The organism is Cytobacillus oceanisediminis 2691, from assembly GCF_007678455.1.
Lineage (GTDB): Bacteria > Bacillota > Bacilli > Bacillales > Cytobacillaceae > Mesobacillus > Mesobacillus oceanisediminis_A.
The window spans coordinates 166,790-180,047 of sequence record NZ_VEEP01000003.1; the positions used below are offsets into that span (position 1 = coordinate 166,790).

Annotated in this window: 12 protein-coding genes; all 12 read right to left on the reverse strand. The window is 41.3% G+C overall.

Features of this window, described 5'->3' with window-relative positions:
• Window positions 1-1,104, reverse strand: coding sequence for an amidohydrolase family protein (locus FS736_RS07230; RefSeq protein WP_144475710.1), 1,104 nt, complete (start codon window positions 1,102-1,104; stop codon window positions 1-3).
• A 72-nt stretch (window positions 1,105-1,176) separates the two neighbouring features.
• A complete protein-coding gene (locus FS736_RS07235; protein WP_260983569.1) occupies window positions 1,177-2,562 on the reverse strand; it encodes a sigma-54 interaction domain-containing protein in 1,386 nt (461 codons plus the stop codon).
• A gap of 239 nt (window positions 2,563-2,801) precedes the next feature.
• Window positions 2,802-3,368, reverse strand: a complete 567-nt coding sequence (locus FS736_RS07240) for a Fe-S-containing hydro-lyase (protein ID WP_186326709.1) — start codon at window positions 3,366-3,368, stop codon at window positions 2,802-2,804.
• Window positions 3,369-3,379: 11 nt separating this feature from the next.
• Window positions 3,380-4,225, reverse strand: coding sequence for a fumarate hydratase (locus FS736_RS07245; protein WP_144475712.1), 846 nt, complete (start codon window positions 4,223-4,225; stop codon window positions 3,380-3,382).
• Window positions 4,226-4,247: 22 nt separating this feature from the next.
• A complete protein-coding gene (locus FS736_RS07250; protein ID WP_186326710.1) occupies window positions 4,248-5,777 on the reverse strand; it encodes an FAD-dependent oxidoreductase in 1,530 nt (509 codons plus the stop codon).
• Window positions 5,774-6,526, reverse strand: a complete 753-nt coding sequence (gene sdhB, locus FS736_RS07255; protein WP_144475714.1) for a succinate dehydrogenase iron-sulfur subunit — start codon at window positions 6,524-6,526, stop codon at window positions 5,774-5,776. Before sdhB ends, FS736_RS07250 begins: the two co-directional genes overlap by 4 nt.
• 18 nt (window positions 6,527-6,544) lie before the next feature.
• Complete coding sequence (gene sdhA / locus FS736_RS07260; protein ID WP_144475715.1) at window positions 6,545-8,320, reverse strand: succinate dehydrogenase flavoprotein subunit; 1,776 nt, start codon at window positions 8,318-8,320, stop codon at window positions 6,545-6,547.
• Between the two features lie 41 nt (window positions 8,321-8,361).
• Window positions 8,362-9,003 carry a succinate dehydrogenase cytochrome b558 subunit gene (locus FS736_RS07265; protein WP_144475716.1) on the reverse strand — a complete coding sequence of 214 codons (642 nt, stop codon included), beginning with the start codon at window positions 9,001-9,003 and terminating at the stop codon, window positions 8,362-8,364.
• Window positions 8,985-10,349 (reverse strand): MmgE/PrpD family protein, encoded by a 1,365-nt coding sequence (locus FS736_RS07270; protein ID WP_144475717.1) that lies wholly within the window; start codon window positions 10,347-10,349, stop codon window positions 8,985-8,987. The genes FS736_RS07265 and FS736_RS07270 overlap by 19 nt, the downstream gene beginning before the upstream one ends.
• A complete protein-coding gene (locus FS736_RS07275; protein ID WP_144475718.1) occupies window positions 10,346-11,263 on the reverse strand; it encodes a succinate--CoA ligase subunit alpha in 918 nt (305 codons plus the stop codon). The genes FS736_RS07270 and FS736_RS07275 overlap by 4 nt, the downstream gene beginning before the upstream one ends.
• The gene (locus FS736_RS07280) at window positions 11,264-12,463 is read right to left on the reverse strand and encodes an ATP-grasp domain-containing protein (RefSeq protein ID WP_144475719.1); all 1,200 of its coding nucleotides are present in this window, start codon (window positions 12,461-12,463) and stop codon (window positions 11,264-11,266) included.
• 48 nt (window positions 12,464-12,511) lie between these two features.
• Complete coding sequence (locus FS736_RS07285; protein WP_260983556.1) at window positions 12,512-13,186, reverse strand: GntR family transcriptional regulator; 675 nt, start codon at window positions 13,184-13,186, stop codon at window positions 12,512-12,514.
• Window positions 13,187-13,258 lie beyond the last annotated feature (72 nt).

A 13,258-nucleotide genomic window follows, 5' to 3' on the forward strand; every position in this document is an offset into this window, starting at 1 on the left:
TTATTCTTTCATGATTTCTGCTTTGTTCAAGTTGAATAGTTCCGCTGCATTATCATAAAATATTTTTTGCTTTAACTCGTCAGGCAGGACCGTAAGGGTGTTATCCGGAAAATCATTATCCCAATGCGGATAATCAGTACTAAAAATTAATGTTTTCTCTGCATGCATCATTTCAAGGATCTGCATCAGATATTTGCCTTTCTCCGGTTCTTCAACAGGCTGGGAAGTAAACCGAACATGGTCAAGCAGGTATTTGCTTGGTTCTTTTTCAAGCCAGGGGACTTCCTTTCTAAAGTTCCTCCAGTTTTGATCCATTCTCCACATGACCGATGGAACCCAGCTATAACCGAACTCTGCCGCAAGCACCTTCAACTTTGGGAAACGGACAAAAACTCCCTCAAATACCATGCTAACCAAATTTCCATATGCAATTTGCGGGAAATCAGTATGTCTTTCAATATAACTGGACGGAACACCTCCAGCCAAAGCAACACTTGTTGAAAAACCTCCCTCAGTTCCCGTAGGGTGAATAAGAATCGGCAGGCCAAGCTCTTCAGCAGCTTCATAAATCGGAAAATAGTAACTATTGCCCATTAATATGTTCATCAGAGGCATAAAAACAGCAACAATCCCCTTTTCATGCCCAATACGCCTAATTTCTTCTGCAGCTTTTAATGGATCATGGACGGCTACACACATCGCCAGTTTATAACGGGAATCTGTTGTAAGCCATTCATTAATAAAATAATCATTAAAGGCCCTGGCTAAAGCAGCAGCTTCAATGGGATTAGGATAAACAACCAATTTCCCTGCCTGTACTGAAGTCAGAACTGCATGTTCAATATGATACCGGTTCAGTAATACCTCGCTCATATAGAAGGGATCCGAGCCACCCGCACCTCCACCTGGCGGCTTTGCATCCAGTCTGATGGAAGTTGATTTTTCCAGCGGAGGACGCAGAGGATGATCTGGTAAAGTTAAACGCCCATCAAAAACTTTTTGCATTGATTTACTCAAATAAGGCAGCAGGCCTTTTATATCTCCATTAATCCAGGGATGAACATCAGCATCAATAATTTTATTCAATGTATTTGAATTCAACATATCCCCTCCTTATATAGCGAAAAAAATTGCAGATATTTGATCCCCATTGTCCATTTCTATGAAGTATGAGAATTATATATATATTCCATACTTCTGGCACTTCCTTGTTAAAGTGGATGCATCGACACCAAGTTTTTTGGATGCCTCTCGCAGACTTGCGCTCTGCTTTACCATATCTTCTATAATGTCTTTTTCAATTATTTGCAGCTTGTCCTTAAGTGTGTATACTTCCTTTCTCACTTTATTGGCAGCAATATTGGACGGGAGATCTTTCACTTTAATCATATTATCATCCGTCATGATAAAAATACGCTCGATTACATTTTCAAGTTCGCGGATATTCCCTGGCCAATGACAGTTTTCAAGAATTTGCAGAACGTCAGGAGAGATTTTTTTGCGCATTCCATACTTTATTGATAGTCTTTCCGTTGTATTTAATACTAAGGGAATGATATCATCTTTTCTTTCTCGCAATGGTGGAATCGTGATGGGAAGAACATTGATCCGGTAAAATAAATCTTCCCTGAAATCTCCTTTTTCCATCATTTCTTTCAATGGGCGATTCGTTGCACAAATGAGACGGAACTTTATTTTTTTTGCTGTTGTACTCCCTAGTCTGGTTACCTCAAAATCCTGGAGAACACGCAGCAACTTAACCTGGAGTTTTAATGGGAGTTCACCGACTTCGTCTAAAAACAGGGTTCCATTTTCGGAAATTTCAATCAGCCCCGGCTTGCCTTTTTCATTTGCACCCGTAAAAGCCCCTTTTACATAGCCAAAAAGCTCGGACTCAAGTAAATCCCCGGGAATCGCTCCGCAATTAACCTTAATGAAGGGACTGTCTGCACTATGGCTTGTCTCATGTATAATCCTCGCGAGAACTTCTTTTCCTGTACCTGATTCTCCAAGTAACAGCACAGGTGAATCTGCTTTAGAGATTTTTGGTATTAGGTTGATTATTTGCTTCATTTGATGGCTATTGGCAACAATTTTGCCGCCCTTAAGACGTTCTTTATATAGACTTAACTCTCGTAAATACCGCTCTGATTTTTCCTTAGCAACACTTAACTGATTTTCAAGCTGGTTTAATTCCGATAAATCTCTTGCTGTGATAACGATTCTGAAAAGCGTCTTATCCTTATAGACAGGTGTCCCGGTTACTAAAACATCTTTGCCGCTCCTGAACTTCTGGATCAATGAAATGACTGTTTTTTCATTTTTGACAATCACTGCAACAGCCTTGGATATTATTCCATTTTGCTCCAATTCAATGCTTGTTTTTCCTATAAGCTCATCTTCAGTCAATCCGGTAATCCTAGTATAAGCTGCGTTGATTCTTACACACCTTAAGTCAGCGTCACATATATATATTCCTTCGTGACAGGCATTGATTGCTGCTTCAAGTTCCAGGCAGTCTTCATAATGATAAAAGTGTTTTATCTGTTCCGTCTCAATCATCACTAAGTAAGTCTCCTTTCTGTTGCTACACTGCATATAATGCAGCTTAATGACAGCTGTGGACCGATTAATTACCTTCCAGCTTGTTAGAATAACCATCCGCTCAAAAAACCAATAAGCCTGCCTGTTCATTTTCCATCAAGGAATTCAGTGAACAGCGCCACTCTACAATTTTTAAAACAAAAACAAAACCCTGGAAATAACAAAAGGTTTTGTTTCTTAATTCTGGAATATATCACCTAGTGGTCTGCATTTTGTTCGTTGAATTGCTGTTTGCCCAATTGATACCAGTCGTTTCCATTACTATCAATAATGACAACCGCAGGGAACTCTTCTACAGATAATTTATAGATTGCTTCTGGTCCTAAATCCCCATATGCGACGACTTCCATCGTCTTGATGGAGCGGGCGATCAAAGCACCAGATCCGCCAATTGCAGCGAAATATACCGCTTTATTTTTCTTCATACTTTCAATAACAGCCTCGCTGCGATAACCTTTTCCAATCATCCCTTTTAGGCCGCGTTCAAGCAATGATGGAGTATATTTATCCATTCTTCCGCTTGTAGTAGGTCCTGCTGATCCAATAACCTGTCCGGGCTTCGGAGGGGTTGGGCCAACATAATAAATCGTTTGTCCTTTCATATCAAAGGGAAGTTTCTCACCGTTTTCCAGGGCTTCTGACATTCTTTTATGTGCTGCATCCCTGGCTGTATAAATGGTTCCGCTGATCAATACACGCTCGCCTGCTTTTAAATTCAACAAAATACTTTCATCTATCGGACTAGTAATCTTTATTGCTGACAAATTCCTTCCTCCTACAATCTGATTTCTTTATGTCTGCTTGCATGGCAGTTCAAATTTACAGCGACTGGCAATGCAGCAATATGGCAGGGCTCAATTTCAATTTTCACATCAAGCGCAGTTGTATTTCCACCCATACCCTGAGGACCAATTCCGAGTTTATTGATTTCTTCCATTAATTCATTTTCTAATTGAGCGAGTTCTGGGCGTTCACTGCGATGTCCAATTGGCCTGAATAATGATTTTTTTGCAAGGTAGGCACATCTTTCAAAATTGCCCCCTATTCCAACACCTACTACTAGAGGAGGACAAGCGTTTGGCCCTGCTTTTGCAACGGTATCAAGAATATACTTTTTAACACCTTCGAGACCGTCTGCGGGCTTCAACATCTTTAGACTGCTCATATTTTCACTGCCTCCGCCTTTCGCAGACATATGAATGATGATCTGGTCTCCAGGAACGAGTTCAATATGGATGATGGAAGGTGTGTTATAGCCTTTGCTTTTTTCACGAGTGATAGGATGATCAACGATGGAGTGCCTTAAATAACCCTCTTCATATCCTTTTTTTACTCCCTCATTTATGGCATCGTATAGGCTTCCTCCAGTAATATGGCAGTCCTGGCCAACCTCCACGATAAACACAGATACACCTGTGTCCTGGCACATTGGAACTCTTTCACTTTTTGCGATATCGGCATTAAGAATCAATTGTTCGAGGATATCTTTTCCTGTTGCTGAAGTTTCATTTTTCAGGGCTGCTTGAAAAGCCTCAACTACATCCTGGCCCAAGTCAAAATTGGCTTCCTGGCACATTTGTGCGACCCGTTCAACAATTTCCTGGTAATGAATTGTTTTCATGTGATCTTTCCCCTTTCTATCTTTAAGGCATTTCAGCTTTGGAAGCAGCAGGAGTAAATTGGATGCTTGTTTTGTAAATTCGGTTTTTGCCTTCCCATTCCTTCTTTTCTTCCTTAATATCCTGCAGCTTATGGGCTCCACGGCTCTCTTTTCTGGATGATGCAGCAAAAGCAGAAGCCCACGCAGTCCTTACTTTGTCACGTAATTGAAGAGCCTGAATGCTGTCTTCATTCTCCAAATCTATCGAGATGCGATTTAATTCATCAGCAGCTTCCTCCAACGAACGGGAGGTTCTTTCAATCCCCACTTGATGCCACATTACTTCCTTTACCTTTTTGATTGTTCCAGTTTCATCAAAGTTTGATGTGTGATTTAATGAATCTTCTATACCAATATCCAAAGGTTTCTCCATCGAATTGTCCTGAGCAGCCATCTTACCCGTACGGTATCCAAAAACAAGAGATTCAGTTAATGACCCTCCGCCTAAACGGTTCGCACCATGGAGTCCTCCAGTTATTTCTCCGCATGCATACAGACCGGGAACATTTGTCCTTCCCCATTCGTCTGTCTGGATACCACCCATACAATAATGCTGTACAGGACTCATAACCCAATCTCCTATATGCCCTTTTTGAAGCAGACGATATAGATATGGACTATCAAGCTTAAGAACATTCTCCTCCACATGGGAAAAATCAAGCAGAACTTTATTTTCTTTGAACATGGCATAACTGAGCGTATCTCTTGTCTCGAGTTCTTTTTTCGGAAACTTCTCCATAAAACGTTCATTTTGATCGTTGATTAAAAAAGCGCCTTTCCCGAAAATCTTTGTCATTACATCAATATTTGCCGGCTGCTGTAAACGGTAAGGATAAAATTGCACAAACTCCATATCAACAAGAACAGCACCATGCCTCCATGCCATGCCGATTCCTTCTCCCGAAACATCTCTTGGATTATCTGAAGATTGATAGAGTCCTCCAAAACCGCCGGTCGCCAATATAACAGCCGGTGAATACATTATCTGTAACTCTTTGCCTGTTTGAATAAGTACACCTTTTACTTCATCATGATCTTTTAGCAGGTCCACAACTGCAGATTGTTCATGAAAATGAATTCCTATTTCAATCGCATAATCACGCATTGGCTTTGTTATATTTTTTCCAATCCCTGTTCCTGCATAAATTCGTCTTGGATAGGAATGGCCAGGAGTAATGATCACTCTTTCACTCTCGAGGGGGATTCCGAATTTACTTTCTAATTCATTAACTCTTACTGTACATTCTTCAGCTAATATTCTCGCTAACTTTTTATCTGACAAATGCCTGCCGCCTTCTACTATGTCCTTTAAGAACTGATCCGGTGAATCCCCAGGAGAAAAAATGGCCGAATGTACACTATCCGAAATAACCGATGATCCCCCGAAGCCGGCTTTCCCTTTTGTAACCAGAGCAACGGATACTCCCTGTTCTTTTGCAGAAATGGCAGCTGCTAAGGCAGCCTGCCCCCCGCCTGCTACAATTACATCATATTTATAAATGTTTTTTATCATTTTTTTAACCAGCTCCATAGTGCAAATCGATTTGCGTCGCTATTTAGCTCAGCAATTGCAGTAGTTAATGGGATTTCCTTAGGGCAGACCGCTATACAGTTCTGAGAACTGCCACAATTGGCAATGCCTTCCTCGCCAATGATAACTTCCAATCTAGCATTCTTCTGCTGTATTCCAGTTGGATGCATATTAAAATACTTTGTCTGTCCCAATGCCTGCGGCCCAATAAACGGTGAACCGCTATTGACATTCGGGCATGCATCAAGACAGCAGCCACAGGTCATGCAAGTAGAAAATTTATATGCCTCCTGCTGATCCTGGGAGGAAATCAACGGTCCCGGACCCATTGAATAGGTTCCGTCAATCGGTATCCATCCTTTTATTTTCTTAAGAGCTGTAAACATTCGATCTCTGTTAACGACTAAATCCTTCTCAACAGGGAATGTTTCCATGGGTTCTAACTGGATCGGCTGCTCGAGTCTATCAACTAAAGTAGAACATGCCTGGCGTACCTTTCCATTAATTCTCATGCTGCATGCCCCGCATACTTCTTCAAGGCAGTTGTACTCCCAGGCAACCGACCTTACTTTTTTCCCCTTTGAGTTAACAGGATTTTTTTGAATTTCCATCAATGCTGATATGACATTCATATTTTTTCGAAAAGGGATACTAAATTCTTCCCAGTAAAATTCAGAATCTGATGAATCTTTCCGCTTAATCTTCAGAACAATCTCATTAGAAGCAACCATTTTCACACCCTCTTTACTTTAAACTTTAGATACTGTTTCTTTTTTCCCTGAAGTGACGATGTCATATCTTCTTGGTCTGGGGCCAATATATTTTAAATCGACTGGTTCATAAGATAGACTTGGACCATACGGAGTGTACGTGGCTATGGTAGTTTTCAGCCAATTTTCATCATCTCTCTCTGGATATTCAGGTTTATAATGTGCTCCGCGGCTTTCATTCCGGTTAAGGGCACCAACCGTAATGACCCTTGCAAGTTCAAGCATGTTCTTAAGCTGGCGTACAAACGGAACAGTTCTGTTATGCCATCTGGATGTATCATCTATTCCTATGTTCTTATAACGTTCCTGAAGTTCCTGAAGCTTCTCATCTGTTTTTTGAAGCCGGTCATTATATCTGACAACCGTGACATTATCCACCATCCAATCACTCATCTCAACATGCAGCTGATATGGATTTTCATGGCCATTCATTTTAAAAATTTCTTCAACTTCTTCTTCCTGCTTTATTCTTTCATTGTCAAAAATGGATTCTCTGAGGTCTTCACATGACTTTTCTAGGCCATTTATATAGCTGACAGCATTTGGGCCAGCTACCATCCCGCCATAAATAGCGGAAACAAGCGAGTTTGCTCCAAGGCGGTTTCCTCCATGAAATTGATAGTCACACTCCCCGCAGGCAAAAAGGCCAGGAATATTTGTCATTTGATCGTAATCCACCCAGAGTCCACCCATTGAGTAATGCATGGCAGGAAATATTTTCATTGGCAGCTTTCTTGGGTCGTCGCCCACAAACTTCTCGTATATATCCAAAATTCCTCCCAGCTTTCGCTGCAGCAGTTCTGCAGGCAGGTGTGAGAGATCAAGATACACCATATTCTCACCATTAATGCCAAGCTTGAGGTCTACACACACATGGAAGATTTCACGGGTGGCAATATCCCTTGGCACCAGATTTCCATAAGCAGGATACTTTTCCTCAAGGAAATACCACGGTTTCCCATCTTTATACACCCAGACTCTTCCGCCCTCTCCCCTGGCTGATTCAGACATGAGACGAAGCTTGTCATCGCCTGGTATGGCTGTCGGATGAATCTGGATAAATTCTCCGTTGGCATACCTTGCACCTTGCTGGTAGGCAATACTATGGGCACTTCCTGTATTAATGATTGAATTTGTACTTTTGCGGAAAATGTTGCCTATTCCCCCTGAAGCTAATATAACGGCGTCGGCTTTAAAGGCCTGGATTTCCATTGATTTCAGATTTTGTGCAGTAACGCCCCTGCATCTTCCTTCATCATCCTTAATAAGTGATACGAATTCCCAGTACTCAAATTTTTCAACAAGACCATCTGCTTCATATCTTCGAACCTGTTCATCCAATGCGTATAAAATTTGCTGGCCTGTTGTAGAACCTGCAAAAGCAGTGCGGGAATATTTAGCTCCTCCAAGCCTTCTGAAATCAATATGGCCTTCCTCGGTCCGATTGAATTGAACGCCCATTCTTGCCAGTAAATAAATAATGTCAGGTGCTGCTTCACACATTGCTTTTACAGGGGGCTGGTTGGCTAAGAAATCGCCGCCATAAATCGTATCGTCGAAGTGCTCCCATACAGAGTCCCCTTCCCCTTTTGTATTCACTGCTCCATTAATGCCTCCCTGGGCACATACTGAGTGAGAACGTCGCACCGGGACAAGGGAAAATAATTTCACTTTCCTTTTGGCTTCTGCTATTTTAATAGTCGCCATTAACCCTGCCAGGCCACCGCCAATGACAATAATTTCATTGTTTTTCATAAGATCCACCTCCGTCGGAATTACATATGCTAAAGTATTAATCAACTGACAAATGAAATTAAACTCCCAATCCCAAGTACACTGAGTATGATAAAAACTCCGAAGCATACATTCCTTGCTGTTTTTTGGGAAGCCGGACCTATCGTGATTCCCCACGTGATCAGTGCCGTTGATATTCCATTGGTAAAATGATAGGTGGTGCTTAATACGCCAGTGATATAAAAGACCAGCATAAGTGGATTTGCCAGATGTTCACCAACTAGCTGGTGATTGACGTCAATTCCGTTGATTACCGGACCAATTCTGAGTGCCCAAACGTGATAGATCACGAAAACGAAGGTAATCATTCCTGTAATTCTTTGAAGCAAAAAGCTGATATTTCGTTTATATCTATAAACATGGGCGTTGGGGCTGGAAATAAAAGATAGATAGATACCGTAGATGGCATGGAATAGTAGTGGAATAGCAATAAATCCAATTTCTAGCAAAGGTAAGAATGGAAGGCTAAGCATAAATTGGACATGTTCATCATATTTTTCCCTGCCCATAATAGCTAAGGCATTACCTAATAAATGCTGGAGTATAAAAAGGCCTAGCGGGATTAACCCCGCTAGAGAATGAAGTCTGGTAAGAACAAATTTCCTTCTTGAAGATGAAAGAGGCATTATTGTATTTGTTTGCAAGTCTCTTCCCCCATTCCTGATGAAATCCAGTTGGTTGCCCCAATTTCCTCTAATCCTAAAATGGACTGGACGAGTTTGTCTGAATCCAATACCTTTCCTATGGTCATAGTCTTGAATTTTTGAATCAGCTCTTCTTTATCTGCAGGCTTTTCGGGATCACCCTTTGGATAATCTGTAGCTTCACTGAATATTCTTCCATCATTCATGGTTATGACTACTTTGGCTCCCCATTTCTCTGGATAAGACGTTTCATAATATGAATCGGAGGCAACACTGACTTTTTTCATTAGGCTCCTGATTTCTGGTTCGTGTAAAATGTCTTCATTAAAATCGTCCATTGATGCGGAGCCTTTAATAGCGATCAAAGCCGCACAAAATTGGCTGCTGAATTTAGAGGCGTAAACTGTCTCAGGGGAAGGATTATCGGTAATATTCAGGACAGTTTGATAGGTTTGTATTGAAATAGTTTGTATTTGTTCAGGGCTGATGCTGTTTACCCTCATGATGCTTTGGACACAATCCATAGCTGGATGGGTGTGGCGGCAGGAAGCATGGATCTTAAAGCTATTTTCCACAATTTTAAATTCCTTGCCAAGATTCCGGGTGATTTTTTCTATATCATAGTTTTCAGACATAGCATTGAAAAATCCTCTTCTCCCTTCCAAAATTCTGGAGGCAGCGGTAAAATCTTTTTTCGCTAGCAAGGCGGCAAGTGCCCCATTATAAGCTGCTTTAGCTGTATGAAGCTGTTTTGTGTTAGCCCCGTCCTCAATAAACTCCCATAAACCCGCTGCTTGTGTGCCTGCGTTTCCAAGTGCATACATGGTTTGCTCCACATTTAAGTTCAGAAGCTTTGCCACTGCGGCCGCAGATCCGAAAGTGCCGCAAGTTGCTGTATTATGCCAATAATAATAGTGGGAAGGAGAGACCGCTTCGCCGATTCTGTAGCAAATCTCATATCCAACGGCAATTGCTGTAATTAAGTCTTTCCCGCTTAATTTATAAGCTTCAGCCACTGCGGCTGCTGCAGGGATTACGACGGTACCTGCATGTATAATGGATGATTTATGAATATCATCCAACTCAACAATATGGCTTGCAGCTGCATTGACTAAACATGCATTGCCAATCGAAGATTTCCCTCCAGTAATAAGGGTAGCTTGTTCATTGCCTCCCCACTCCTGAACCAGTTCTGATATAGTTTGAACAGGCTTTTCATCTTTTCCAGCAAGTGCGGAGCCGTACCAATCCAAAATGCATAGCTTGGTAAATTCTATTACTTCATGAGGCAAATCCTCATATTTTACTTTTGTTGTATATTCGGCCAACTTTCTTGTTAAAGTCATTTCGGCTCACCTACTTTTGAACTTAATACAGATTGTAAAACACTGATAATGTCATCATACTTTTCAACGACATGTGCGCCCGACTCTTTAAGCCTTTGCATTTTTAAGGAAGGTCGGCCCGTATTTCCTGAAATCACGGCTCCAGCATGGCCGAAAACTGTTCCTTCTGGCATGGATTCTGTAAATTTGCCGGCAACAAAAGATATTAACGGTTTTGAGAAGTCTCCCTCACTTATTAATTGAGCAGCATCTTCTTCGAATGACGTGCCCGGTTCAGAAAATGTAACCACTGCTTCTGTTTCCTCGTCTTTTTCAAAAAGGACAAGAAGATCTTTAATGGTTGTTCCTATTAAACTATCTCCGCCGATCCCAATACTGGTTGTAACTCCAAAACCTGCCCTTTTCACCATCCAGGATGTTTCTGCTGTCATACCACCGCTCCTGGAGATGACACCAACATTCCCTGGGATAAAACATCGTTCAGGTCGATCCCCGCCAATCGAGCCCATTTTAATCCTGTCTTTTGGGTTTATCATTCCAACTGTATTTGGCCCTATGATCGTTACATTTTCTTTGCGTGCGGCGTAAAGGAGTTTTATTGCATCATGCTGCGGAATGTTTTCTGTTGTCACGACGATCAGCTTTATGCCATTAGAAATCGCTTCCAAAACAGCATCTAATGCAAAAGCAGGAGGTACAACAATGAGGGATGCATTGATACCATGTTTTTTTACAGCTTCCCTGACAGTATCGTATACCGGAACTCCTTGCACATACTGTCCGCCTTTACCCGGGGTAATACCAGCAAAGATTTTTGTTCCATAGGCAAGTGTATGGCTGACAATCATGGAAGCCTCCCTGCCTGTAATTCCCTGGACAGCCATTCTTGTATTTTGATTGATTAGAATTGACATTTAGGAAACCCCTTTCATCTTTTTAATCATCTCGGCTGCCGCTTCTTCAATGGTCAGATCCTCACCAAAATAAGTAATACCTGCTTCCTGGAAAATTCTCTTTCCTTCCTCATCATTCACACCTGCTTCCCTAACAACGATCGGAAATGTTTGAGGGTCAATTCCCATTTCATGCAGGGCTTTTACAATACCCCTTGCCATGATATCAATTTGAGTGTTATTGGTAATGTTGTGGGCTACAAACAATCCCTTAACTCCTTTTTTGGACAGGATTCCTTTTGTTAATCCCGCTACCTTGTCTTCCGGCGGATTTCCTCCTGTTTCCGTATAGTTCGCCGGTGCAGCACCTAGTTGAACGAGAGCATCAAAGCTTAACAGACTGCCTCCTCCCCCTCCGCACATAAAACCAATTTCACCGCCATCCATTTCTGTATAGCGCGCTGTACCCCGGTAATCAGCATCATTCACTTTGACCATTTCTTTCTCCAGCTCGGTTAAAGGCCTCCATGAACGTTCGCTTCCCGATTCTACCTTTCCATTAAGCTCTGGCTGTCGGTACAGTGCCGAATCATCAATACCCATCACAGAAGCAGCTGCCACGACATTTTCATCCTTTGTGAGTACTAGAGGATTAATCTCCAAAATATAGCAATCATACTTAAGGAATACTTGATATAATTTGCAAAGAATGGATGTTGCTTTAAGTAACGGCTTTCCAGTTACTCCAAGCTTGCTCCAAATTTCTTTAGACTGAAAAGGTTGAAGCTCAGCAAATGGTTCAACGTGATAAATGACTACCTTTTCAGGCGCATTTTTCACTAAATCTTCTACTTCAACTCCGCCTTCAGTGGTCGCAATTATTATCGGCATTTGTTTTTGGGGATCAATTGTAATGGATACATACCATTCTTCATCAATATCCACCTTTTCTTCTATCAGCACTTTTTCTACGGGGAAATTTCTTACTGTCATCTGGAGAATTTCATTCACTTTTCTCTGTGCCTCTTCTACCGTCTCTGCAAACTTTATCGCTCCGGCCTTGCCTCTCTTCCCTACTGGAACAAGGGCTTTTAAAACACAAGGCTTTTTTAAATGCTGTTCAGTAATTTCTTTACTGTTGGACACTACTGAATGCCCTGGTACAGGAATTCCACTTTCTTTTAGTATTGATTTGCTTGCGTCTTCCAACATTCTGCCCATTAACAGACCTCCTCGGGATATTGGATCCAATATATAAAGAAAGGGAACTTACTTCCCTTCTTTCTTTATGCTCTCTATTAACGATTCCCCTGTTCGGAAAATATGTTCAGAAACTAATTTTGCTGCTGTTTCCTTATCTTTCTTTAGGACTGCTTCCAAAATTTTTCTATGTTCAGTATTTGAAGTTTCTATTTGACCGGACAAAAGGTGCGGTGTTTGTTGTGGAAGACCGTTCCACAAGGTTCCTATAAATGAATTGAGCCGTTCCCACCTGCACCTTTTTACCAGTAACCGGTGAAAATCAATGTTATACTGTACGAAAGTGTCTGCATCTTCAGCATTTTCCATTTGATCCACAAGTGATGAAAGTTGTGCGATATCTTCTTGAGTTAAAAGTTCAACACTTTGGTATACAGCCATTTTTTCCAGTTCAGATCTTAAGGCATAAATTTCTTCAATATCATTTATATTGATTGATTTTACAACTGCGCCCTTGTGAGGTTCCAGTAAAATAAGCCCCTCTGATTCCAACTTTCTGAATGCTTCTCTGATCGGCATTCGGCTGACGCCCATTTTTTCTGCAAGATCTGATTGTTTTAACCTTTCGCCCGGCTTAAAGTCCCCTCTGATTATGGCTTCCCTTATTACATTACATACTTTTAAATGAAGTGTATCTCTGTTTTCGATTCTTAAATCTGGGTTCATAGACATATTTAATACCATTCCTTATCCTATTTTAATTTTAGGATACCGGATCCAAATATTATTGTCTACACTTTTCTGACAGTTCGCTTT

Bases quoted from the DNA above. Each gene is read 5' to 3' on its own strand.
- FS736_RS07230 (WP_144475710.1), bottom strand. From the start codon at position 1,104: ATGTTGAATTCAAATACATTGAATAAAATTATTGATGCTGATGTTCAT.
- FS736_RS07235 (WP_260983569.1), bottom strand. From the start codon at position 2,562: ATGATTGAGACGGAACAGATAAAACACTTTTATCATTATGAAGACTGC.
- FS736_RS07245 (WP_144475712.1), bottom strand. From the start codon at position 4,225: ATGAAAACAATTCATTACCAGGAAATTGTTGAACGGGTCGCACAAATG.
- FS736_RS07250 (WP_186326710.1), bottom strand. From the start codon at position 5,777: ATGATAAAAAACATTTATAAATATGATGTAATTGTAGCAGGCGGGGGG.
- sdhB (WP_144475714.1), bottom strand. From the start codon at position 6,526: ATGGTTGCTTCTAATGAGATTGTTCTGAAGATTAAGCGGAAAGATTCA.
- sdhA (WP_144475715.1), bottom strand. From the start codon at position 8,320: ATGAAAAACAATGAAATTATTGTCATTGGCGGTGGCCTGGCAGGGTTA.
- FS736_RS07270 (WP_144475717.1), bottom strand. From the start codon at position 10,349: ATGACTTTAACAAGAAAGTTGGCCGAATATACAACAAAAGTAAAATAT.
- FS736_RS07275 (WP_144475718.1), bottom strand. From the start codon at position 11,263: ATGTCAATTCTAATCAATCAAAATACAAGAATGGCTGTCCAGGGAATT.
- FS736_RS07280 (WP_144475719.1), bottom strand. From the start codon at position 12,463: ATGGGCAGAATGTTGGAAGACGCAAGCAAATCAATACTAAAAGAAAGT.
- FS736_RS07285 (WP_260983556.1), bottom strand. From the start codon at position 13,186: ATGGTATTAAATATGTCTATGAACCCAGATTTAAGAATCGAAAACAGA.